Below are 24654 nucleotides of genomic sequence, written 5' to 3'. Positions count from 1 at the left end.
GGAAGGTACGGATGAAGGTTAAAAGGCAAGAAAGGGTTACAGAAACAACTGGAGAGCTGGAAGAGGAAACTGCACAGAAGGAAGAGGAAACTACACAGAATGAAATGAAGGAATTAAGAAAAGCAGCTGGTTCGAAAAATACAGTTGCTTCGAAAGCAGCTTCAGTGATCAAAGCAACCGCAGCAGCAAAAGCTTCCCCAGATAAATTAGGTGTAACATTTTCAAAAGAAGGGCTTACATTTACTTATTTTTCGTCTACCGAGAAAGAATGCAGGCTGAATTTCTATGATAAGATTTCAGACAGGCTGCTTCTTTCTTACCGGCTGACAGAAGAAGTTAAGACTGGGAATAATTTTTCGGTATTCATAAAACATAAGAATTTAATGAAATATTTTGGTGACCGGGAAGACTACTTAAAAGAGCTGGGTTATCTTTATGAAACAAGAAGGGGAGAATTTCTGGATCCATGTGCTACTTTGATATATGGAAGAGAAGAATTCGGAAGGAAGAAAGAAAAGAAGCTTCTTAGCGGAATTGCAACAGATGTGTATAACTGGGAAGGTGACCTCCCCCTTGGCAGGGCATACAGTGAAACAGTTCTTTATAAACTGCATGTAAGAGGTTTTACCAGGGATACCACATCAGGAGTTAAAAATCCGGGAACTTTTAGAGGAATTACAGAAAAGATTTCCTACCTTAGAGAACTTGGTGTTAATTGTCTTCTATTAATGCCGGCTTATGATTTTGAAGAGTCCATGAAGGCAGAAGGGATAGAGGACAGAATTAATTATTGGGGCTATGGAGGGAGTAACGCTTATTTTGCACCCAAAGCTTCTTATGCAAGTCTGCCCGATGAGGCCGACAGAGAAATGAAGGATATGGTGAAGGCATTGCACTCAAATGGGTTGGAAGTTATTCTGGAGATGAATTTTACTCCCGGTACCAATACAGTCTATGCCCTGGAGTGCCTTCGATATTGGGTTAGAGCCTATCATATAGACGGCTTTAAATTATCCAATGAAGTACTTCCGGTATCTGTTTTAGCCACTGACCCGGTACTTGGCCGTTGCAAGATTATATCCGAAGGCTGGGATTATAAGACGGCCATAGAGAAGAATAAAATATTCTTAAACTATGCAGAATGTACCAACAGCTATAGTATAGCCAGTAAGCGTTTACTGCGAGGAGAGGAAGAGCAGGTCAGAGGATTTGCAGGAGAGTTTACAAAGCTCAGTGAAGACTGGGGCTGTATAAAGTATATTACCAACCATGACGGCTTTACATTAATTGATTTGTTTTCCTATGATAAGAAGCATAATGAGGCTAATGGAGAAAATAACAGAGACGGTCAAGATTACAATTATAGCTGGAACTGTGGAAAAGAAGGAAAAACAGGGAAGACTGCCATACTGGAATTAAGAAAAAGGCAGGTAAGAAACGCATTTACCATGCTGTTACTAAGCCAAGGCACCCCCCTGATACTTTCCGGAGATGAATTCTTAAACAGCCAGGAGGGAAATAATAATCCTTATTGTCAGGATAATGAGATCAGCTGGCTTAACTGGGAGAACCTTCAAAAGGAAAATGACACTTTTCAATGGGTGAAGGAACTGATTGCCCTTAGGAAGGAGCATCCAGTTTTTCGCAGAATGGAACCCTTTCGTCAGACGGACTATATTTTCTGTGGGATGCCGGATATCTCATTTCACGGAACCACTCCCTGGTATACCCAGTATGACCATTACAGCAGACTGCTAGGTATTATGCTCTGCGGAGCCTATGCAAGTACGGACCATAGAAATTTTGATGACAGTTTTTATATCGCTTTTAATTTTCATCAGGAAAAAAAGGAGTTTCATCTGCCGGATTTACCAGCCGGGCAGGTATGGAATCTGTTGCTCTCTACGTCAGAGGGCAATATAGCAGCAGAAGCTGGGGAAAAGGTTAAATCCTTTACGCTTCCTGGAAAAACAATCAATGTTTATAAAAGCCGTAAAAACCAAAGTGTGAATTAGCTGACAAGAGAAGGGGCTGTTGCAAAAGCCCCTGACAGTAAATAATTATACAAAATCAGAAAAGTCAGGAATACCTATCCTGTAGATCTTCTCTCTGGTAACCGTTGGAATCCAGATAAAGGTCAGAGTATTGATTATATAGTTCTGAATGTTTATCCGGGAAATACATTGGCTCTTGGGAGTCAAAATCAGTTACGCTGTTTTGATTTGGAAATCGGTAATAACTTCTTTTAGAATGGTCAAAATACATATAAAATCCCTCCTTACTGAAATAAAAAACTTCTGTATGGAAATGAAATAGGTTATTATATTTTGGCATTAGTATTTGTATGTTGGGAGGAAATATACTTGTTATCATTAAAAATTCTGGATGTTAAGAGCTTTATGGGAAGCCTTTTGATACAAAAGGTTTTTGACAGTTTTCTTCTCTCCGAGGCAGAGATTACAACCTATGCCCATTTTTCCATCGAGGGCAGAATGAATATGAAATTTTATACGGAAGAAGAAAAAGAAGAACTAAAACTTGAACAATATGCGAAATGGTCTGAAATAAAGCCCTATGTTTTCTCAATCATAAAAGGAAACAAGCTTCCGGCATTTATAAAAATCGTAATGTTGTTATCTTCGGAGAATACGGAAAGAGTACTGAAACAATCCGGTGCTTCTTTAACTCCAGGAGATATTAATGGCCTATATTTGAATATCCGGTATGAAAAGGATATCCTCTTAATTACTACAGGAACCTCTATCAGTACATTTACTTTGGATAAAACACTGGATAATTATTGGGATGAAAGCATTAGAAAATTCCTGAAAAAAGAAAATATTGCAGCGGAAGACTATAGTTAAATCAATAGGATAGAATTTGTTAGCACTCATTGTAGATGAGTGCTAATTTTGTCTTGACAAACTATTACAAGCGTATTAATATAATTTTTATGTGAAACAAATTAATAAAAGGAGTGATTTAATATGAAGAATGAACATGGTAGTCTGTCCATTAATTCCGAAAACATATTTCCCATTATAAAAAAATGGTTGTATTCCGACCATGATATTTTCTTTCGTGAATTAATATCCAATGGCAGCGATGCTATCACAAAATTGAAGAAATTGGAACTTATGGGAGAAGCTAACCTTCCGGAGGATAATAAATACAGAATTGATGTGATTGTAAACCCGGAAGAAAAAACCTTAAAGTTTATTGATAACGGAATCGGTATGACTGCTGATGAAGTAAAAGAGTATATTAACCAGATCGCCTTCTCCGGAGCAACAGATTTCTTAAATAAGTATAAGGATAAGACCAACGAAGAGCAAATTATCGGACACTTCGGTTTAGGTTTTTACAGTGCATTTATGGTAGCAGATAGGGTAACAATTGATACCTTGTCCTGGCAGGAAGGTGCTGAAAGTGTACACTGGGAATCTGAAGCCGGCACAGAGTTTACAATGGAACCTGGGGACAAAACAGTTAGAGGAACTGAAATCACCCTTTACCTCAACGAAGATAGCTATGAATTTTCAAATGAATACCGTGCAAAAGAAGTAATTGAAAAATACTGCTCCTTTATGCCTGTTGAGATTTACTTTAAGAATGCAAATGCGAAAGAAGAACCGGAAGCAGAGTTAGAGGAAGATGAGTTAGAAACCCAGGAAGCTGAGGATTCAAATGAGGATATCATAGATGCTTCCGTTGATGAAGACGGTAATGTTACGGAAGGAGCTGTTGAGGCTAAGACAGAAGAGAAGAAGCCTAAGGCGCCAAAGCCCATCAATAATACTACTCCTTTGTGGACAAAGCACCCTAATGATGTAACGGAAGAGGAATATAAAGAATTCTATCGTAATGTATTCCATGATTATAAAGAGCCCTTATTCTGGATTCATCTAAATATGGATTATCCTTTTAACCTTAAGGGTATTTTATATTTCCCTAAATTAAACACAGAATATGATACTTTAGAGGGAACCATTAAGCTTTACAGCAATCAAGTATTCATCGCTGATAATATCAAGGAAGTTATTCCTGAATTCCTCATGCTTTTAAAGGGTGCCATTGATTGTCCTGACCTGCCTCTTAACGTATCCAGAAGCGCACTTCAGAATGATGGCTTTGTAAAGAAGATCTCCGAATACATCTCCAAAAAGGTTGCCGATAAGTTATCCGGTATGTATAAGGTTGAAAGAGAAAACTATGAGAAATTCTGGGATGATATCAGCCCTTTCATCAAATTCGGCTGCTTAAAGGATGATAAATTCAGAGAGAAGATGAAGGATTTTATTATCTTTAAGAACCTGGATGGTAAATACCTAACATTACCGGAATATGTAAAAGCTGCGAAAGCAGATTCAGCAGATACTGCATCTGAAACAGCAGAAGAGCCTAAGAAGGAAGATAATACTGCTTCTGAGGATGCCTCCGATAAGAAGGAAGAACAGAAAGATGTCGTTTACTATGTAACGAATGAACAGCAGCAGAGCCAGTACATCAATATGTTCAAGCAGGAGGGAATTGACGCCCTTATCCTTACCCACAATATTGACCAGCCTTTTATCACCCAGCTGGAGCAAACGGAGCAAGGCTACAAATTCCAGCGTATTGATGCGGACATTACGGACAGCTTTAAAGAAGAAGGTCATAGCGAGGAGGCTCTAAAAGCAGAGAACGACAAGCTTACAGAACTCTTTAGAAAGACTCTTAATAAAGAAAAGCTGGAGGTAAAGGTTCTTAAACTTAAGAATGATAAAGTTTCTTCCATGATAACTTTATCGGAAGAAAGCCGCAGAATGCAGGATATGATGAAGATGTATAACATGTATGGTATGGATCCTAACATGTTTGGCAGCAGTGAGACTTTAGTACTCAATGCAAATAATAAGCTTGTTCAATATATCTTCGAACATGAGGACAGCCAGTATGTATCCTTATTCTGCTCACAGCTCTATGATCTTGCCTTATTAAGCCACAAGCCTCTGGAAGCAGAAGCTATGACAAACTTTATTGCAAGAAGCAATGAGATTATGGAGATATTAGCAAAATAGTTCCTTCCTTTATAAATCAAACCTATGTTGGAAACAAAACACTTAATAGGACAGTAAATATTGTCTGAATAAATTTCAGAGTAAAAAAGCAAATTATATAGAGAATTAGCAGAAGGGCAGCCTGATTTTTAATAAGAATCAGGCTGCCTTTTTGAAATAATTTTTAAAATTTTATAATTTAACCTCTTTAAAAGTATAATAATATATGTTACAATTGGTAGTAATCAAAACTACATAACCTAGTATTTGGAATAAAGAAATATGGTTGACATAACTAATATGTATTATGGTAACCAAATTGCAAATGATATTATTATTTATTAAGATACTGCCTATAAAAGTGAATCTTAAATTTGGAGGGAAACAATGTCATACAGGATAATTGTAGATAGCTGCACGGATTTGACACAGGAAATGAGAAAGGACGAACATTTCTGTGTTGTACCCCTAACTTTACAAGTGGGAGAGAAATCAATCGTTGATGATGAAACCTTTAATCAGAGAAGATTTCTTACGCTGGTGAGCGAGTCACCGATAGCACCGAAATCCTCATGCCCTTCGCCGGATGCCTATATGGAGCATTTTAAAGGAGAAGAAGATATTTATGTAGTCACTCTTTCCGGCAATTTAAGCGGTTCTTTTAACAGTGCAGAGGTTGCTAAAAAGCTGTACCTGGAAGAGAACCCTCATAAGAATATAGAAATCTTCAATTCCTGTTCCGCATCTGTGGGTCAGACTCTTATCGCATTAAAGATACAGGAATATGCTGAAAAAGGAATGGAATTTGCCAAGATTGTGGAACTGGTTCATAAATTCCGTGAAGGCATGAGTACAAAATTCGTACTTGAGAATCTGGACACACTTAGAAAGAGCGGGCGGTTAACTGGCCTTAAGGCTATTATAAGCAGCGTATTAAATATAAAACCGGTCATGTACGGAACACCGGAGGGAACGATCAATAAATTAGACCAGGCAAGAGGAATACAGAAAGCACTTGGAATAATGGTAGATTCCGTAGAAAAAGATGTGAAGAAACCGGAAGAGAGAATATTTGCAATCGCTCATTGCAATAATCTTGAAAGAGCCATGTATGTTAGGGATGAGGTATTAAAAAGAGTTCATTTCAAGGACTGTATCATTGTTTCGACTGCCGGAGTCAGTACGATGTATGCAGGAGATGGCGGAATAATTATTTGTTACTAATAAAGATTTTGTCGCTGAATAAACCTAGATCTCAAAAAGCAATCCTATTTATCTTGACAGTAGAAAATAAAAATAGAAAATTATGCGAGAGCATCTATAAATTCAGACCTAGATAGGGCATTGAACCGCCCTGTCTCAGGTCTGTTTTTTGTATTGTATATTATTGAGCACATGTAGCTTCTAATAACGAAAATTTACTGTAATTTACACTTATATAATGTTATAATACCTTCAGATAAAGCTATATTTTCAGACCGGGTGGTGAGCAAATGGATTTAAATGATATAATACTGAAATTGCAGAGCTCTATAGAATTGGATTTTGAAGAAAGAGCTGAAATATTTACAGTATACAAGGAACGTTTAGAACAAATAATCGTCTCAGATTCTAAAAATATTGAAGCATTTTGCTTACTGGCAATGATACTGTGTGAATTAAGAGAAGATACGAACCAATCCCTTAAAGTGTTAGAAGAATGCTATGATAAGAATAAAGATAATTTTTCAAATGATAGCTATGCTTTATGGGCTACTGATATAGCTTATTTTTATCTCGAGGAATGTGGGAAAGAAAAAGAACAGCAAGCAGTTGAGCTGCTACAAAACGCAGTTTTTCATAACTCAAAATTTCCTAATACATACTATGCATTGGGAAAATACTACTTCGAAAATAAGAGATTCGAAATGGCATCTGAATGGTTCCATAAAGCATTTATTAACTCGGAAAAAAGAATATATTCATACTGTGAAGCAGTAAGCTTATTGGCAGATTCAAGACTTGAAGAGGGAATTAAAATATTAGAATCTTTATACGTATATCCATTTGATAATGAAGAACAAGATGCCAAAATTGCACTTACCCTTGGCAGAGAATTAGCACTTAAAGGTGATATAAAACGAGCGAAAGAAATCGCCCGGTTGCTTATGAAAACGTCATACCAGGAATTTGATTTTGATATAGATGAAATGGCTGATTATTTGTATATTTTAAAAGATTATAAGGAATGTGTTGATTTATACGATAGATGTAATTATCTTGAGGACGCTAGTTGGCTTAATAAATATTTTTACTCACTGAAACAACTCGGTAAATTCGAAGAAGCATTAGAAAAATTACATGATATCACAGAAAAGATAAAACTTGATGTACTTGAAAAACAAAGTAATACATCAGACTTTGAAGAGGAAGAGGACTTAGAATATTATATATCATCAGAGAGAAAGAGACTAGATGATATATGGAAATGTTATAATGAGATTTTTAATGAGGATATAGTACCTAAAGCAGATACTTATTATGATATTTTATACGAATGTTACTATATTAAATGCCCGAGACATTATGTATGGAAATAAGATGTGTAATTGAGAAATATAGGAGGACAATTCATGATAAAGATATCAATCTGTGAAGATGTTATCAGTGGAAGGTTTATTGAACTGATAAACTTGGTAAGTAAGAGAAGCAATTCTATATCAGTGTCCAGATATTATACTGATTTCTTGAATGAATCAGAATTCATACAAATGCAAAAGGAATATAAAGAATATATACAAAGAGGATGCGGAACGTAGAGAAAAGTATAAAAATAATCGGAATAATTATCAATTCAGACTAAACGATATGTTACATTTTAATAACGAACATGATGCATTTTCATATTTTGATGAACTCTTTAATCAGGAATTAGCAATGTTTGAAGAACTGCAATATAGTAATTTTTCTGAAAAACCGGATAATAGATTTACATCTACATCTGATGAATTTATTAAAACAATGTATACCAGAGTTACTCCGGTAACGATGAACCCGGTTTTTGAAATGTGTTATTTTAAAATAGGTCAAGTTTATTCATCCATTGTAACTAATATGAAGGGATTATATGATTTTCCATATATAATTGATGGAATCGAATATGAGGACATTACTTTTTATGAGAATGATAATATCGTTCTCGCCGTATGTTCACATGAAAGAAACGCTTATCTAAATTTACACGAGAGAGATTTTGATGCCTTCAAGGATCTGGAAATAACTTATGAAATCATGTCGTAGGCAGGGTAGGGTTTTGGCATTTGCCTGAATAGAAAAAAATATAATTTTATGAAAAAACAGGAGAGTGTATGATGAAAAGATTTAAAATAATGATTACAGTTGTTGTAAGTATCCTTTTTATTTCCTTGCTTCTCTACAATTTCGGGATTATAGGAATCACTGCATCAAGATTAGAACAGGATGCCAGAAAAAATCAGCATATTGTGAAATCCTGGTCGGTCGAAAAAGCAGTCAGTGATAATATCGGTGCAATGATTTTTTATGGCGATCATTCGGATGAATCGGTATACTCTATCTATCTGAATAGGAAGGGATTTTCTTTGGGTTATTTCTTTTATACAGGTGGTTCAGAGGGTGCGATAGCAGATGGTGTGGCAGAATTCACCTTTTTAGATTATGGTTCTTTGCTTCTATCTATGAATCGTGACAAGGTAAAAACAATTGTTTTTGGAAACAAAGACATTTCTCCCATATTAGTTGATCCTACAAAACCCTTTACTGTCATTCTTCCGGATAATTGTGAAAGTTTTGAACTCTATGATGTTAATCGGAAAAGTATTCCCGTAACAGTTTATGCATATTAACATTTCTGATTTCAGAGAGGCAATTGTAACCTAGTTTTACAAATACAGAAAGAAAATTAAATACTATATAAAACAATATTATGAATGCAGAAAGCGCTGATTATGAATGATAGGAGAAAAAACATAGTTATTATTTTTTTAGTTGCATTGTTGCTTTGGTTAGTATATCTTAGTGATAATGAGATGTCGAGATATGGTATCTACACTATTTTCAGTTACAATGTACATGAGTTCCTAGGACTTATACCTTTTCTAAGCATCATTGCTACTATTATCTGGATGTTATTAACAATAAGCAAAAGTATGAAAGAAAAAGGGGAAAAATCTAACAGGTTTTTAAGTCTGATTCTTCTTGCATTATGTGTCATGCAAATAGTATTTGTTAAGGATCAGAATCAAATCTGGAATATAACATGTGTTACATCTGTAAAAAGCATCCAGGAAAATAAAATGGAGATTACAATAAATCAGAATGGAAGGGATATAGCATTAGAATGTCCAATGCTGGTTCTAAAGATGATAAAAGCCGATGGCACGGATTATCTTATTACATATGAATGGAAGAAGTCAGACCCGGAACACGGGAAACTATGTATGATTCAAAGTGACTAATTAGATTACAATACAAAAAGACATGATAATACCTTGAATGTATATCTGGAGTGTATCTATATTTAATACTGAATTTGCAAATAATATGAACTACTAGAGAAAAGAGGAATGCTATGAACACAATAACAAAACGAATACGAAACTTTATAATTATTTTACTTATAACGGTCTTTTTTCTGCCAAATAATGCTATGATTACCAGTGCAGCCACAAATAAGACAGTTTATGAATATTCACCCATGCTGGAAGACAAGGGAGATATCTATTATATCCAGAGAGTAGAAGGCGATGTGTATTCCTATGATATCTATCAATTGGAGGTAGCTACAGGTAATAAAACCAGATTATTAACGTCAAAGAATGATATACTGGGAATGATGATTCATAACAACTCTTTGTATTATACCTGTTATAATGGAGAAAAAGACACTTATCAGACTTCAACTGTTTCCATTGATACCAAAGAACAAAAAACTATTTGCGACGGCTACTTTCTTTATCTTGATGACAGCAGTATCTATTATACGGTAATGAATGGAGAAGAAAGCAAACTATATAAAAGGAATTATGAAAGCGCAGAGGCTACCTTGATTTTTACCGGAAATGAGAACTTTAATTTTGTGAAAGCCATAGACAATACTTTGTATTTTAGTCAGTTTAAGGAAGGTTCCTCACAACTAACATTATATACGCTGATGTCTGGTCAGACAAAGCTATCAGTTTTGACCACGGATAAAATTGCCTCAGATGAACCAGGAATACCCAAGGTCTCTGATGTTGTTAAATTAAACGGGGATATTTATTATCAATATGGAACGTATCAAGGTTCCGGCAACTATTGGTATGGAACTTTAAAAAAATTAGATTCCAATACTAATAAAAAATCCGTTATCGTGAAACAGTTATATGAAGATAGGATTTATTATAATGAAAAGGGCATTTTTAATAACGGAACCGAAAGCAGCGAAAAACGATATATATACAATGTAATGACCGGTAAAACCTCCACCTATAGTTATAAAACCACTGGAACAGAATCCTTCAATATTCTAGGAGATAAAACTTATTGTGCGAAAGCTGACGGTAAGGAATCGATTAGAGTATCCCGTTTTACATCCGGAACCAATAAGAAAGGTTTTATTAAATCTTTTATTACTATATCTTACAAGCAAAATAAAAAATATGATTATTATGCATCGGTTAAAAAACTTGGTGACTATCTGTTAATTCCAGTAACCTGTATGGACTACAATGATGCCAGCTATGGATGGAGAGGCAGATATGTTGGGATTACATGGTATGTTGCAGATTCTACTGGTAAGATACTTACACAGTTTAAATAAGAGGTTCGGGATTGGTTTAGAGTGGATAGCTTTTGATTTTTATGACGAAAAATATTTGTATGTTGAAGCAAACCTTGGCAGCGGGAATAACCCAGACAAGGTTTGCTTTTATTTTACATTAATAGAAACTTAATTCTATCAAAAGATAATTTATATTCGGTCAAATTCCCTTATCAGATTCACCATTTCAATAGCACCCACAGCGCAATCAAAACCTTTGTTTCCTGCTTTCGTACCGGCGCGCTCTATCGCTTGTTCAATATTTTCAGTTGTAAGCACTCCGAACATAACCGGTATATCATTGCTTAGGGAAACATTTGCAATTCCTTTGGAGACTTCACTGCAGACATAATCATAATGGGTAGTGCTGCCGCGGATTACTGCACCCAGGCATATAATTGCATCATACCGTCCGCTTTTAGCCATTTTTGCAGCCAGGAGAGGAATTTCAAAAGCACCGGGAACCCAGGCTAATTCAATGTCCTCCTCCTTTACTTCATGCCTTGTTAAAGCATCTATGGCACCGCTCAGTAATTTTGAGGTGATGAATTCATTAAATCTTGCTGCAACAATACCTATTCGAATGCTCTCTGATACTAGTTTTCCTTCAAATGTTTTCATAGTTAATCCTTGCCTCTCTTAAATTTATGTTTGTAAATTCTGTTTCTGTTTTACAGGGATATTCCATGCGGGAATATGTGCATTGTTTGTGCCTTTCAGCATTTCATGCCTTATGATACCTTCTTCAATAATTTCATATTTGAACGGAGGTTATCACAGGCAGAAGATTAAAGTAAATTATACTTTTATTTTCTTACAAGCCTTTTTTATCTTATATTTAAGAAATGTCCCATTTTAGTTTGCTTTGTTTGTAAATATTGCTTGTCATGTTCGTTTGCTTCGATTTCAATAGGAACCCGTTCTGTAATCTCAATGCCAAAATCAGATAATTGATATACTTTGTCCGGATTGTTGGTTATAAGCCGCATGGTTTTTACGCCGAGATCCCGGAGTATTTGAGCACCGATATAATATTCCCGCATATCCTCTGCAAAACCAAGGGCAAGATTTGCTTCAATGGTGTCCATGCCCTGACTTTGAAGCTCATAAGCCTTTAGCTTATTCAAGAGGCCGATACCTCTACCTTCCTGGCGCATATACAGAAGGATACCTCTGCCTTCCTTTTCAATCATTTTCATGGCTTGTGCCAACTGGTCCCCGCAGTCACAGCGGCTGGAGTGAAAAACATCACCGGTCAGACATTCGGAGTGAACACGGCATAGAACCTCCTGACCTTCACCAATATCACCTTTTACCATTGCCACATGATGTTCCCCATTTAATTTATTTCGGTAACCATAAGCACGAAAATCACCATAGGATGTTGGTAAAGCAGGACTTGCAACACACTCAACCAGCTTATCGAATTTTTTACGATAATCCTGTAACGCTTTGATGGTAATAAATTTCATATTCCACTTTAATGCAAGCTGAATAAGTTCGGAAGAACGCATCATTTGCCCGTCTGTTCCCATGACTTCGCAGCATATTCCACACTCTTTGAGGCCGGCAAGACGCATTAAATCCACGGTGGCCTCGGTGTGACCAGCTCGTTCCAGCACACCGTTGGCTTTTGAAAGGAGAGGAAACATGTGACCCGGGCGGCGAAAATCCTCGGGTTTAGCCTTTTCGTCAACTACCTTAAGCGCAGTCATACTTCTTTCTGCCGCGGATATACCTGTTGCTGTCTGTGCATAATCGATGGATACAGTAAAAGATGTGCCATGGTTGTCAGTGTTGTTGGATACCATCTGAGGAAATTGTAAACGGCTGATATATTTATTGCTCATAGGCATACAGATTAATCCTTTTCCGTTACTTGCCATGAAATTAATATTTTCAGTAGTGGCAAATTCTGCAGCGCAGATAAAATCTCCTTCATTTTCTCGGTCTTCGTCATCGGTTACAAGAATAATCTCCCCTTTTTTCAGAGCGTCCAATGCTTCTGGTATGGTACTGAATTTAAACATATAAAACCTAGCCTTTCCGTTACCTGGGGCCTTTAAGGCTCCGGTAACTAAAATCCATTTTCATACAGGAATGTTTCTGTAATACTGCTATTCTTTTGAGTAAATTTTTTGATATACTTACCTACAATATCGTTCTCTATATTTACGATACTTCCTATTTTTTTCTCAGAAAGTATGGTTTCTTTGGCTGTATGGGGAATAACTGATACAAGAAAGCCATCCTGCATAACCTCTGCAACCGTCAGGCTGATTCCGTCTATGGTAATAGAGCCTTTTTCAATGATATACGACATAATTCCAGGAGTGGTTTTCACTGTATACCAAACGGCAATATCGTCATTTTTAATGGAGGTAATCTTACCTGTTCCGTCAATATGTCCGGTAACGATGTGCCCGCCGAATCTTCCGTTTACCGCCAAGGCGCGTTCCAGGTTAACTCTGGTTCCAGCAGTCAGGCTTCCAAGAGAAGAGCGTAAAAGAGTCGCATTCATCACATCAGCGGTAAAAGAAAAGTTCTTGTTATCTGTAACGGTTAAACATACACCATTTGTTGCCACACTGTCACCGGGCTTTAAATCATCAAATATTTTTTTGCCTTCAATGGTTAATACGGCAGATTTGGCGCCTTTTCTTATATTTCTGACAATGCCGGTTTCTTCCACTATTCCTGTAAACATGTATAGTCCACCTCCCCTTCAACTAGAACATCTTCATCAAACCAAGTGAGAGTCCGGTTCTTTAGAGTAAAGCAATTAGTTACTTCCTGAATGCCGGTGCCGCCTATAGGTGATTTTGATTGTTCTCCTCCAAAAAGTTTCGGAGCAATATAACCTTGTACCTTATTTACAATCCTGCTTTTTAGTGCAGAAAAATTCAGAGCAGAACCTCCCTCCAGCAGAATGCTGTCAATACCTCTCTTAGCAAGCTCTGTCATCAAATGCTTTAGGTCGATATAATTTTCATAACGATTGACTAAAAGTATCTCACAGCCATATGTAAGGTAAGGCTTTTGCCTATTGCTGCAGGTACAGGCAGTGGCAATTATGGTTCTTACTTCTTTTGCTGTGGTGATAACGGTAGAATCCAGGGGAGTATTTAAATCCGTATCACAGATGATTCGAATTGGATTTCTTCCACCGGGAATGCGGCAGGTAAGGGAAGGATTGTCAGTAATTACAGTACCCACGCCAACCATAATCGAAGAGTATTTGTTCCGGCTTCTGTGAACATTTTCTCTTGCACTGGAACCTGTAATCCATTTGGAATCTCCGCTTGCTGTTGCTATTTTTCCATCCATTGTCATAGCATATTTCATCACAACATAAGGAGTATGTGTTTGGATATAGTGGAAAAATACCTCATTTAGTTTTTGACATTTATCCTCTGATACACCGGTAATTACTTCAAGACCAGCTTTACGCAAAAGAGCGGCACCTTTTCCGGCTATAAGGGGATTTGGGTCTAGGCAGCCAATGACAACCTTTTTTATTCCGCTTTGCAAAATGGCGTCAGTACATGGGGGTGTCTTTCCATGGTGACAGCAAGGCTCCAAGGTAACATACAAGGTTCCGCCTTCGGGACTCTTAAGACAATCGGCAAGTGCGTTTCTCTCGGCATGCCAGCTGCCGTATTTTTCGTGCCAGCCCTGACCGATAATTTTACCGTCTTTGACTATAACAGCGCCTACATAAGGATTGGGGTTCACATAACCAACGCCTTTTTCTGCCAGTAAAAGAGCGTAATTCATATATTCTTCATCAGACATAGGTACCTCCGATAATAAAAAATGCCTTGAACATATATATTCAAGGCAGGAGCTCCTGATTATTTTCTTTGTAGATAAAAAAACTCTGAAATGAAAAAAATCATTTCAGAGTAATTATACAAAAGAATGCTAATTGCAGCTTTTATAAAATCTTCTTCCATCCAGACTTTACTGTCGGCTTCGGAGTTTCACCGAATCGTACCTTACGGTTTGTGGGCTATACCACCGGTAGGGAATTGCACCCTGCCCTGAAGATGTATATTCAATTGCGTTCATTATAACAGCAGGAATAAAGAATGTCAAACAGTATAATTTGCTTCTTTGCTATTTGTACTTCTTTTCAAAATAAGTGAGCAGCTGATATAGAAAAGTAGCCAGAATACATAGAATAACGATTGACATAATGACATAATCAAGTTTAAACACCTGACTGCCATAGATAATCAGATAACCCAGTCCGGCTTTTGCCGCAAGGAATTCTCCGATAATAACTCCGACCAAGGATAAGCCGATATTAACCTTCATAATGCTGATGATTTGCGGAATATTCCCTGGAATTACGACTTTAAGAAGGATATCTTTTTTGCCGCCTCCCAGTGTTAGTATAAGCTTCTTTTTATCTTCCTCTGTATTGCTGAAATTGGTATGAAGGGTGATAACAGTACTAAATACTGCGACAGAAACGGCTGCAACGATGATAGTCTTGACATTATTTCCAAGCCATACAATAAAAACCGGAGCCAGAGCGGATTTTGGAAGACTGTTTAATACTACCAGATAAGGCTCCAGGACTTTGGCAAGTTTTTCATTCCACCAAAGCAGTACAGCCATAGCTATACCAAAAATATTTACAATGGCAAAGCTGACAAAAGTTTCAAGCAAAGTAATACCAGTATGATAAAAGATACTGCCATCAGCTGCCATATCAAGAAAAGTCCCTGCCACCCTGGAGGGACTGCTGAATATAAAGGAGTCTACCAAGCCAATGCGGGTAGAAACTTCCCATAAAGCCAGAAAGCTTATAATTATGACAAACTGCATGATTCGTATGAAGCATTTCTTTTTATAATAATTTTTTAAATAAACCTGGTGGGCAGGGGAGTAATTGGTGTTAGCTGTTGACTTTGCCATGGCTTAACTCCTTCCAGATTAGATTAAAATAATCTTTGAATTCCGGAGCACTTCTGGCTTTGAAAGGGGTACGTTCATCCAGGGATAGATTTACATCTATCTCGCATTTGATAGTGCCCGGCCGGCTGCTTAGAACGATAATACGGTCAGCCATAGAGACAGCTTCACCTATGAATACTAAAATGCTCCGTTTGATGTACGGAAGTTTAAATACGCTGCATTTCCATCCCATTCTATGGAGTCAATCAGTGCATTTACCAAGGTCTTCTTGGTTTGGATATCTGCGTTCTTAATGATGTATGCTAAATCATTTGGATTTTTTTGGTGAAGGTTAGGAACTGATGCAGGCCAAGTTAATCCTTCAGAAGACTTTGACAGCATAGTTAGCTGATTACTTACATCATTTATCTTTCGATCTAATTCCAACAGCTTAGGGAGCAGATACTTTTCTAATAGCGGGGAGGGATTTCTGGATAACTGGTTTATAAGTTGATCTATCTCGTTTTGATAAGAGGCCTTTTCCTTTTCCAAAGTTTTTTGTATTGAAATGTCTGGATCTGCTTTTAGTAGAGCTGTATTTTGTGCTTTTAAAAGACTTATTACCTGGTTGTAATCAAGGGAAGATTGCAGGTATTCCCACAGAGTCTCGATCAGAGCTTTGTCAAATTCAGCTCCATTTATATTAGGAGTGTTGCACTTCACCCCTTTTGTAAGTGTTTTTCTTTCACAGGCGTAACTAAAGCGGGTGATTTTATTCTCTTTTCGTATATTCTTGATACGCATTTTAGAACCGCATTTTAAACATAGTATTTTACCGGAAACAATAGAATAGGCGGAGGTATCCTTTCTGGGGGAGGCCTTTTCTTTGTTTTTCTTAAGCTTTGCCTGAGTTTCTGTAAACAACCTGCCGGATATAACACCCTGATGCTTGCCAAGAGCGATAATCCACTCGGTGGGAGGTCGTTTTTTTCGGTGGTTCTTGGTCTGCTGGTTTGTACGGTTATAGCACAGTATTCCTCTGTCTGAATTGAATTCCGAAACGGAGGATGTAATGCAGCAGCCAAGTGATGAGAAATACGCATAGGCATCCTGATCTCCAATGCAATAAGTAGGATTCTCAAGAATTTTTGCAATACTGCCTTTGCTAAAGAAACAATTCTTTTGGCTTTTTATTCCATGAATAAAGCAATAGTTCTCAACAGCTGAGAGACTGCCCAGTTCCTGATATTTATAAAAAAGCAGCGTTACGGTATGTAATTCCTCTTCTTTAGAGACCAGCTGATACAACTTTCGCTCCCGAAATTCAGAATCAAGATAAATAATTTCTTTTGAAACATAGCCCATGGGAGTAAGTCCTCCTAACCATCTGCCGGTCTTTGACAGGGCAAGCATATTGTCGCGAACGCGCTCTGCAATGGTTTCCCGCTCCAGCTGAGCAAATACAGAGGCTATATAAATCATAGCCTTTCCCATAGGAGTGGAAGTGTCAAAATTTTCGGTGGCAGAGATAAAGCCGACATTCATTTTTTCAAGAAGCTCTAAGGTTTCTGAGAAGTCGGATACTTTCCTGGTAATACGGTCGAGGCGATAACACATGAGAAGCTGTATCTTTCCATTCCGGATATCTGATAATAATTTCTGAAATTGAGGACGCATGGAAGTAGCCGCGGAAAAACCTTCATCCTCATAGATATAGAAGGTAATATCCTGTGCCGGACGCAGATGTACGGCGGCATAGGATTTGCAATACTGTATTTGATTTTCGACGGATTCTCCGGTTTCACTGAACTTGGATTTACGGCTGTATATGGCTATATTCATCGGATCACCTCCTAGCTTAATATACGGTAAAAAGCGGAAGAACATGACGATTCTTACATAAATCAGAAAGGCAAAGAATAGTTTGTGATATAGAAGCAGGCTGGATAAACGATATGAAGATTATTATTAAAAATCCGGAGGATGGCAGAGCGCTTGTAGAAAAAATAGGAAATCAGCTTATTGCTGAACTTCTAAAGCAGGTAATCCTGAGTAAAGCAGAAGAGGATAGAACGATGGAGTACGAGAGGATAATAAGTATATTGATAAATGAAGATTAAGCGAGAAAAGCTTGCAAGGAAAGTGTCAGTAAGCAAAGTGTCAGTAAGGAAAGTGTCAATAAGCAAAGTGTCAGTAAGCAAATCAAAGATAAAGTTTATTAAAAACTGCCTCATAGTTTTTTAAACCGATGAGGCAGGCAAAAATGAGTTATTGATAGTATGAATATTACATATTAAGGAAAACAGTTGCTGCCCTTAAAACAGCATATGAGTTTTCTTTACTTGAATTTACCACCGGCCAGGACCCCAAGGTCCGCGTCCGGGTCCAGGACCCCAAGGTCCGCGTCCAGGTCCGGGACCCCAAGGTCCGCGTCCGGGTCCGGGACCCCAAGGTCCGCGTCCAGGCCCTGGCCCCCAAGGCCCACGTCCAGGTCCGGGTCCCCAAGGTCCAGGTCCCCAGTAATTCGGCCAACCGCCGCAGTTGGAACAACCTGTCTGCTCAACATCTTTGTTATTCTTGTTATCGGGCATATAATTCACTCCTTTTCTTTTTTATTAGTATATGAAAAAATCAGAAAAAGGTGAAAAATGGCGAAAAAACTGTAGCATTTTCGTTGTCATAGCTTCTGATATGTCATGGGTAATTAATATAGCCGTCTTATGTTCATTACGTATTATTCCCCAAATATCATCAGAAACTTCAATACGTGTTTGGTAATCCAGAGCAGAAAAGGGTTCATCAAGGAGAAGAATATCAGGTTCTAACAGAAGAGTTCTAATAAGAGCCGCCCGCTGTCTCATACCTCCGGACAGGGAAGAGGGCTTTGAATCGCGAAAGGTAATAAGACCATAGGTAGAGAGCATTTCATTAATGCAGATATAGCTGTTATCTGTAAGCTTATTCTGAATTTCAAGTCCAAGAGTAAGATTTTTCTGTGTTGATCTCCATTCAAGCAGGTGATCTTTTTGAAGCATATACCCAATATTTTTACCAGATGATTTTAAATCTTTTCCATCTATTAAAATATCACCGGTATCAGGAGTTATCAGTCCTGCTATCAATGAAAGTAGCGTTGACTTACCACAGCCGCTAGGTCCGACAATTGCAAGAAACTCACCGTCGTTTACATGAAAAGAGATATCTTTTAACGCCAAAGTTTCTCCGTCTAAACTATGGTAGGTATAGCCTACATTGTTTATTTTAAGTAATTTTCCCATAGTTTCCTCCGATTTTGTTATATTGTATTATATGATAAATTGGCGAATGGTGTGAAAGATTTAAAATAATTTGTCAAAATGCAAGATTTTCAAATATTCTGTGTATAGATAAAGGAGATAAAGTCTGATTACGATAACAGGAATAAGATATAATAGTAATATATTAATAAAATGTCGGATGTAAAAGCTATACAAACCTATAACTCATCAGGTATAATAGAAGAACGAGTTTACATAAAGCATTAACAATAAAAGTTATTAGTGCTGACGCCTAAACTTCGGTAGTTGGCAGCATGGAGGTTAAGATGAGAGATTTTGTGATAACAACTGATTCGAACTGCGATTTACTGCCCGAGTACGTGGAGAAAAAAAAGGTGGGAATTATTCCTCATTACTATGAACTAAATAATGAAGTTTATGGGGATGAGCTTAATCTGACACCAAAAGAATTCTATGACAGCATGAGAGCTGGAAAATTACCGAGTACAATGGCTAGTAATCCGGCGGTAATTCATTCGACCTTTTTAGGATACATTCAAGAAGGCAAGGATGTATTACATATCAGCTTTTCATCTGCTTTAAGCGGAGGCTATAATAATGTAGCTGCCGGTGCAAGGGAGTTGTGTGAAGAATTCACGGATGCCAGGATTATAGTGTTCGACTCTTTAAATGCCTCTTTGGGCCAGGGTCTGATGGTTATGAAAGCTGTTGAGTTAAAAGAAGCGGGTAAAAGCTTAGATGAGATTGAAGAATGGCTTATAGAACATCTAAAGAATTTCTGTGTTCAGTTTACCGTTGACGATTTATTTCACTTGCAAAGAGGTGGAAGAGTCTCTAAAATGACAGCTATTGTTGGAAGTATGATTAATATTAAACCAATATTGATAATAAATGATGAAGGAAAGTTAATACCGGCAGGCACAGTCAGAGGACGTAAAAAATCCCTCTCTACCATTGTTGCTAATATGGTTAAACAAATGGGAGAATACCTAAATAATCCTGGTACTATCTGTGTAGTTCACGGAGACGCTGCAGAGGATGCAGAACGGGTGGTAAAGCTGATAAAGGAAGAAGTTGCCGGAGCGTCCGTTATTGTAAATGTTATTAGCCCGAGTATAGGAGCACATTCCGGACCCGGTGCTATCGGTATATGCTTTATGGGAGAAGGAAAAGCAAATGTATAAAAGATTATAAACAGATAATATATAATTCGAATTATATAGAAGGAGCGGTTTGTTTTCATACAGCATTAGTGTATTTAAAACATCTTGCTCCTTCTTGCTTTTACTTCGTAAGGATATATAAGTATAATCCTCATTTTAGAAACAAACAGTAATAAAATCAGATCGTATCAAATGGACCGATGATTTCATATTGTGTACTTACAATGAACCACATTTGTTTAAAGAAATGCATAATGTTCCAAACCGCAGCACCGGAAAGGTTGAACTCCTGCATTAAACCATAAAGCACACTGATACTTCTGGCATCCTTAAACCAGACAATGTGGTTCACATCAGTATTATTATCCCTGCTGGTGTAGGTAAAGAAAGGGGCCATAGCATTATAGTCAAACTGTATGACCGCACCTACATCTGAAGCCAATAAAACAGCAGCATCAGAAGTCAAGGCATTTGCAACATATTGGCCATTCTCACCAATTAGCCTCCAGTCATAACCGATAATAGGAACACCCAAAAATATTTTATGGGACGGAATCTGACTGATGGCATAAGTAAGATTCCTTCTGACGATATTCACCTGAGTGACAGCAGCAGGCGGTCCATAGGTATACCCCCAGTTGTAGGAGAGAAGCAAAATATAATCTACGGCTTCAGCAAGAGCGCTGTAGTTTATATTTAGATAAGTAACACCTTGGGGGAGGTCAAAGGTCTCAGGAGTAAGCGTAAGCATTATGGTAAATCCAATTTCTTTCAGTAACACAGAGAATGCCTTTAAATTATCTGTTAGAATCTCAAGAGTTTCCTCCGTAACTCTCTGAACGTAAATATTAACACCAAGATACCCCTTTTCAACTAATTTTTCTATTATTGTTATGAAGGTCCTTTGGTTGGTTTCTGCCGAGTTAACTTGAGTAAAATAGGAGTAAGAATTATCGGAAACGACGGTATTATAAGCACTTAATACCATAATCGGAGCGACACCGTATGACTTAGCCATATTGACGAGTTCGGAATCATTATTCTCTGTAATTGTACCATCTAGTGAGAGCCTGTATTCAAATATTGTGAGAAAACTCAAATAGGGTAAGGTCTTTTTTAGAATTTCAGGGTCAATGAAAGGGTATGCATAACCGTTGACCTTTAAGCGTCCTCCATTATTATCGTATTTTATGATAATTTGCTCACCGGGATAGAGATATTTTCTGTCTGATAGGTTTGGATTGTATCTTAACAGTGAAAGAGGAGTTACTCCATGTGATGATGCGATACTATACAAGGTGTCCCCCGGAGCAACTGTATAAACTTCCTGTGGATAGACAACGACAATAGTCTGTCCGATTACTAGATTATTATAATTAACAATTCCGTTGTCCCGGATGAGGGCTTCCGGAGATATTTTATAGGTTTCGGCAATGGAATAAATAGTATCGCCCGGTTCTACCACGTGAATTATCATAGGAGACCTCAAAAGTAAGTTCTAGTTAAATATATATTCCATTTTCACCAAGTAATACATATAATTATCATAATATATTGTAAATAAGTAATTTTTTTCTTGACTTTTAACAGTTAAAGTAGCATAATAGTTTGGCAAGATTAATTATTACTTCTTGTAAAACGAGGTGTGGCTCAGATTGGTAGAGCGCTGCGTTCGGGACGCAGAGGCCGTGGGTTCGAATCCCGTCACCTCGATTTTTTATGTGCTGGAATAACTCAGCCGGTAGAGTACCTCACTCGTAATGAGGAAGCCGTGGGTTCGAATCCCATTTCCAGCTTATAAGAAATGCAGTAAAATCAATGGTTATAGATTGAATAAAGAAGTTAAGGCATCCGTAAGGGTGCTTTTTTCTTGTATTGGGATTTAATTGGAGTTTGTTTCCATAAAAAAGAACGCATCATGACAATGCGTTCCAATAGTCTCAAGCCTATTTGAACAATAGATTATTTAATTTAAGAACCAAACAATCAGAATTTGCTGCCCATTTTAAGCATCCAGTTTAATTATTTTATCAAACTGATTCAATTTGGATTCACTGAACTGATGGGAAACTATAATTAGCGTTCTGTCATTAATATTCAGTAGAATATCTTCAATTGTTGAAACATTTTCATTATCAAGATTCGCTAAAGGCTCATCAAAAATTAATACGTTTGTATTTCTAAGTAGAGCCCGTGCAATACATAATCTCTTTTTCTCACCACCAGACAGGTTATTTCCGCCTTCTGCTATATCCATATTAAGACTGGATAGGTTAGCAAATTTATGTAAATTTACTTTTTCTAAAACATCTAGAATGACCTCATCACTGATATCCGAGTACATCGATAAATTATTCTTAAGAGTATCATTGAATAAAAACGCTTCCTGTCTCACAATGGTAATGATCCCAAATAAATTATCAATATCTTGAATAGGAATATTGTCTAAATAAATATTTCCCTTATCAGGAGTATAGTATTTTAAAAGTAGATTAATTAGAGTAGTTTTTCCAGTTCCGCTTCGACCTTGGATTAAGTTCTTTTGGTTTTTTTGGAGTAATAATGAAAAATCGCTTATTAACGGATTTTCTTCGTTATAACCATAAGTAATATTATCAAATAATATATTATTATTCACAGTTAATGTTGCTGGGTTAAGTCTTTTGCTTTCATCGTCTTCTTTCATTTCTGCAATATTCATAATTTCATCGCATATTGGTTTTATAGATATCAGGTCTTGAATAAAAACAGATAAGGCTATCAAGGGATATGAAAGTTGATCAATCATACCAATTGCAATAAAAAAATCACCAGCTGTAAATATCTGTCTATAAACAAATGTTGCGGATAAAGTTAAGATGATAAAATAAGATAAATAGGAAATTAAGGTTGTTATTAAGTTCGTGGTATAATTTATTCTTTTATTTTTTAAAGCTTTTTGCATTGTATATTTATTTGATGTTGTAAACTTATCTATTATTCTTGATTCTATAGAGTAATTTTTTATTATTTCAAACCCTGCTAACCAATCAGTAACTTTCGATAAATTATTTTCAAATGCTTCAGAATATTCTTTTTTTGCTTTTTGAAGTTTTTTATCAATGATTTTGGGAATGTACAAAGGGGTAGTCAATAGAACTAAAGTAACAATAGCAATACGCCAATCAAGAATAAATAATCCTATACTTACTAAAATAATCTTAATAATTATTTCTATCAACAAAGGTATCGTTGCAAAATAAGAATTTTGAATCATTTCAACATCATTCGTATATTTTGATAGGAATTCGCCTTTCGTGTTTTTATAAAAACTTACATAATTATTATTAATAGTATTTTTAAAAAGGCTTGTTCTTAATTGGCTAATGCAGTTAACTGTAAAAGCAGCCCTGTACTGATCATAAAAATAGTGAAAAATAATTTCTAAAAAAATAAAAATGATTAATGATATAATGCTGAACAAAGTAATGCTTTTATCACGCGCTAAGGCATTATCCAAAACATCGCCTTTATTAAATTGAACAATGGTGCTAAAAACAGAACTTATAAATACTAAGATTAAGGCTATGATTAAACTATATTTATTGCTTTTTACAAACTTTTTCATAATTGTCCTCCCATATGTATTAGACCTGATTTATTCAACTTGAACGGAATTGCATAAGTAACACCTCATTCAAGATGCTAAAGTCAGATTTCTAAAAAGATTCTTCCGAGCTTGTATGATGCAGATAGGGGGATAAATTGATCGTTACCAGTGCAATATCAGAAAATCCAAATTAGCTTTGCTAAAATTTTGTGCTTATAATGTACAAATATAACTCAATTTTACAAAAATGTAAATAATTACTTGTACTCTATTGGAAAGTATTATATATATAATGTGTAGCCTAAAAGGTGGAGATATCGATAGGAGACATGATTTTGACTTAAGATTGGTCTTAGAACAGATTTATGGTTTATTGCGTTTAGAATTAATTTTGTTCAAATCAAGACTAAAGTATTACTTGACAATATTTGGAATGTAATATAATGTAAAGGTAATGAGCGCTGATATATATATAAACTCCTACCACAGGCACGTCTGAAACACAGGACGTGCTTTTAAATATGTATATGCTAAAATTTAGAAGAATCTCCAGAAAGGCTGCTGGAAAATTATCTAAATAGTACAATATGAATACAATATGAAATAATGATTTCATAAATCTGTAAAAAAATTGGATTAAATTTTATTTAAATTTTATATTATTTTAACAATCTTTATACAAGGATAGTCTTTTATTGGCAGAAAATATCGAAATAGAAACATTTTTATCTCATAAATCGATAAGTAATCACTCTAATTGTATTTTTCTGCATTAAAAATGCCTGTAAAAGGGTAAAGTCCATTGTGATTTTTGTATAAATATAGATAAATACAGGGGTTGCAAAGATTCATTGACATTGAT

General features: G+C 36.4%; 24 protein-coding genes, 2 tRNA genes and 1 riboswitch. Of the genes, 14 read left to right on the top strand and 12 right to left on the bottom strand.

Annotation, left to right across the window (positions count from 1 at the left end; all coding sequences use genetic code 11):
- Positions 1-11 precede the first annotated feature (11 nt).
- On the top strand, positions 12-2015 hold the full coding sequence (locus bsdcttw_RS18240) for an alpha-amylase family glycosyl hydrolase (protein ID WP_185256248.1): 2004 nt from the start codon (positions 12-14) through the stop codon (positions 2013-2015).
- A 64-nt stretch (positions 2016-2079) separates the two neighbouring features.
- Here bsdcttw_RS18240 and bsdcttw_RS18235 read toward each other — a convergent pair whose 3' ends face one another.
- Positions 2080-2265, bottom strand: coding sequence for a hypothetical protein (locus tag bsdcttw_RS18235; protein WP_185256247.1), 186 nt, complete (start codon positions 2263-2265; stop codon positions 2080-2082).
- Positions 2266-2363: 98 nt separating this feature from the next.
- Between bsdcttw_RS18235 and bsdcttw_RS18230 the strand changes: the two genes are divergently transcribed.
- From bsdcttw_RS18230 to bsdcttw_RS18190, 9 genes are all read left to right on the top strand, one after another.
- On the top strand, positions 2364-2864 hold the full coding sequence (locus tag bsdcttw_RS18230; RefSeq protein WP_185256246.1) for a DUF5721 family protein: 501 nt from the start codon (positions 2364-2366) through the stop codon (positions 2862-2864).
- Positions 2865-2987: 123 nt separating this feature from the next.
- On the top strand, positions 2988-5060 hold the full coding sequence (htpG, locus tag bsdcttw_RS18225) for a molecular chaperone HtpG (RefSeq protein ID WP_185256245.1): 2073 nt from the start codon (positions 2988-2990) through the stop codon (positions 5058-5060).
- Between the two features lie 366 nt (positions 5061-5426).
- Positions 5427-6263 carry a DegV family protein gene (locus tag bsdcttw_RS18220; RefSeq protein WP_185256244.1) on the top strand — a complete coding sequence of 279 codons (837 nt, stop codon included), beginning with the start codon at positions 5427-5429 and terminating at the stop codon, positions 6261-6263.
- A 269-nt stretch (positions 6264-6532) separates the two neighbouring features.
- Entirely contained in the window at positions 6533-7618 is a 1086-nt protein-coding gene (locus tag bsdcttw_RS18215; protein ID WP_185256243.1) for a tetratricopeptide repeat protein, read from the top strand.
- Positions 7619-7651: 33 nt separating this feature from the next.
- Positions 7652-7837 (top strand): hypothetical protein, encoded by a 186-nt coding sequence (locus tag bsdcttw_RS18210; RefSeq protein ID WP_185256242.1) that lies wholly within the window; start codon positions 7652-7654, stop codon positions 7835-7837.
- A 49-nt stretch (positions 7838-7886) separates the two neighbouring features.
- Complete coding sequence (locus tag bsdcttw_RS18205; protein WP_185256241.1) at positions 7887-8318, top strand: hypothetical protein; 432 nt, start codon at positions 7887-7889, stop codon at positions 8316-8318.
- Positions 8319-8389: 71 nt separating this feature from the next.
- Positions 8390-8902 carry a hypothetical protein gene (locus bsdcttw_RS18200; protein ID WP_185256240.1) on the top strand — a complete coding sequence of 171 codons (513 nt, stop codon included), beginning with the start codon at positions 8390-8392 and terminating at the stop codon, positions 8900-8902.
- A gap of 102 nt (positions 8903-9004) precedes the next feature.
- Positions 9005-9514 (top strand): hypothetical protein, encoded by a 510-nt coding sequence (locus bsdcttw_RS18195; RefSeq protein ID WP_207726427.1) that lies wholly within the window; start codon positions 9005-9007, stop codon positions 9512-9514.
- A 113-nt stretch (positions 9515-9627) separates the two neighbouring features.
- Positions 9628-10857: a DUF5050 domain-containing protein gene (locus bsdcttw_RS18190; protein ID WP_185256238.1), complete on the top strand. Its 1230-nt coding sequence runs from the start codon at positions 9628-9630 to the stop codon at positions 10855-10857.
- 150 nt (positions 10858-11007) lie between these two features.
- On the opposite strand, the gene ribH is transcribed toward bsdcttw_RS18190, so the two are convergent.
- The 7 genes from ribH to bsdcttw_RS18155 all read right to left on the bottom strand — a co-directional run bounded on the left by ribH (position 11008) and on the right by bsdcttw_RS18155 (position 17604).
- The gene (gene ribH, locus bsdcttw_RS18185) at positions 11008-11478 is read right to left on the bottom strand and encodes a 6,7-dimethyl-8-ribityllumazine synthase (RefSeq protein ID WP_185256237.1); all 471 of its coding nucleotides are present in this window, start codon (positions 11476-11478) and stop codon (positions 11008-11010) included.
- 206 nt (positions 11479-11684) lie between these two features.
- Positions 11685-12887: a bifunctional 3,4-dihydroxy-2-butanone-4-phosphate synthase/GTP cyclohydrolase II gene (locus bsdcttw_RS18180; protein WP_185256236.1), complete on the bottom strand. Its 1203-nt coding sequence runs from the start codon at positions 12885-12887 to the stop codon at positions 11685-11687.
- Between the two features lie 47 nt (positions 12888-12934).
- Positions 12935-13564, bottom strand: a complete 630-nt coding sequence (locus tag bsdcttw_RS18175; RefSeq protein ID WP_185256235.1) for a riboflavin synthase — start codon at positions 13562-13564, stop codon at positions 12935-12937.
- Positions 13549-14652, bottom strand: coding sequence for a bifunctional diaminohydroxyphosphoribosylaminopyrimidine deaminase/5-amino-6-(5-phosphoribosylamino)uracil reductase RibD (ribD, locus tag bsdcttw_RS18170; RefSeq protein ID WP_185256234.1), 1104 nt, complete (start codon positions 14650-14652; stop codon positions 13549-13551). The genes bsdcttw_RS18175 and ribD overlap by 16 nt, the downstream gene beginning before the upstream one ends.
- 145 nt (positions 14653-14797) lie before the next feature.
- Positions 14798-14912: riboswitch (FMN riboswitch) on the bottom strand.
- Between the two features lie 64 nt (positions 14913-14976).
- Positions 14977-15783 (bottom strand): ABC transporter permease, encoded by an 807-nt coding sequence (locus bsdcttw_RS18165; protein ID WP_185256233.1) that lies wholly within the window; start codon positions 15781-15783, stop codon positions 14977-14979.
- A complete protein-coding gene (locus bsdcttw_RS18160; RefSeq protein WP_185256232.1) occupies positions 15764-15937 on the bottom strand; it encodes a hypothetical protein in 174 nt (57 codons plus the stop codon). The genes bsdcttw_RS18165 and bsdcttw_RS18160 overlap by 20 nt, the downstream gene beginning before the upstream one ends.
- Before the next feature lie 23 nt (positions 15938-15960).
- On the bottom strand, positions 15961-17604 hold the full coding sequence (locus bsdcttw_RS18155) for a recombinase family protein (protein ID WP_185256231.1): 1644 nt from the start codon (positions 17602-17604) through the stop codon (positions 15961-15963).
- Between the two features lie 113 nt (positions 17605-17717).
- On the opposite strand from bsdcttw_RS18155, the gene bsdcttw_RS18150 reads away from it, so the two are divergent.
- Entirely contained in the window at positions 17718-17882 is a 165-nt protein-coding gene (locus bsdcttw_RS18150; protein WP_185256230.1) for a hypothetical protein, read from the top strand.
- 228 nt (positions 17883-18110) lie between these two features.
- On the opposite strand, the gene bsdcttw_RS18145 is transcribed toward bsdcttw_RS18150, so the two are convergent.
- The gene (locus bsdcttw_RS18145; RefSeq protein WP_185256229.1) at positions 18111-18353 is read right to left on the bottom strand and encodes a hypothetical protein; all 243 of its coding nucleotides are present in this window, start codon (positions 18351-18353) and stop codon (positions 18111-18113) included.
- A gap of 24 nt (positions 18354-18377) precedes the next feature.
- A complete protein-coding gene (locus tag bsdcttw_RS18140; protein WP_185256228.1) occupies positions 18378-19040 on the bottom strand; it encodes an ABC transporter ATP-binding protein in 663 nt (220 codons plus the stop codon).
- A 305-nt stretch (positions 19041-19345) separates the two neighbouring features.
- Here bsdcttw_RS18140 and bsdcttw_RS18135 point away from each other — a divergent pair, with 305 nt between their 5' ends.
- A complete protein-coding gene (locus bsdcttw_RS18135) occupies positions 19346-20224 on the top strand; it encodes a DegV family protein (RefSeq protein ID WP_185256227.1) in 879 nt (292 codons plus the stop codon).
- A 157-nt stretch (positions 20225-20381) separates the two neighbouring features.
- On the opposite strand, the gene bsdcttw_RS18130 is transcribed toward bsdcttw_RS18135, so the two are convergent.
- Positions 20382-21680: a LysM peptidoglycan-binding domain-containing protein gene (locus bsdcttw_RS18130; RefSeq protein ID WP_185256226.1), complete on the bottom strand. Its 1299-nt coding sequence runs from the start codon at positions 21678-21680 to the stop codon at positions 20382-20384.
- A 162-nt stretch (positions 21681-21842) separates the two neighbouring features.
- Between bsdcttw_RS18130 and bsdcttw_RS18125 the strand changes: the two genes are divergently transcribed.
- Together bsdcttw_RS18125 and bsdcttw_RS18120 are read left to right on the top strand one after the other, a co-directional pair.
- A tRNA-Pro gene (locus tag bsdcttw_RS18125) sits at positions 21843-21916 on the top strand.
- Positions 21917-21926: 10 nt separating this feature from the next.
- Positions 21927-21999: transfer RNA gene (locus bsdcttw_RS18120), tRNA-Thr, on the top strand.
- Positions 22000-22208: 209 nt separating this feature from the next.
- Here bsdcttw_RS18120 and bsdcttw_RS18115 read toward each other — a convergent pair.
- Complete coding sequence (locus tag bsdcttw_RS18115; RefSeq protein ID WP_185256225.1) at positions 22209-23810, bottom strand: ABC transporter ATP-binding protein; 1602 nt, start codon at positions 23808-23810, stop codon at positions 22209-22211.
- Positions 23811-24654 lie beyond the last annotated feature (844 nt).

This window comes from Anaerocolumna chitinilytica (assembly GCF_014218355.1).
GTDB lineage: Bacteria > Bacillota > Clostridia > Lachnospirales > Lachnospiraceae > Anaerocolumna > Anaerocolumna chitinilytica.
This window is presented reverse-complemented; position numbering and strand designations above follow the sequence as displayed.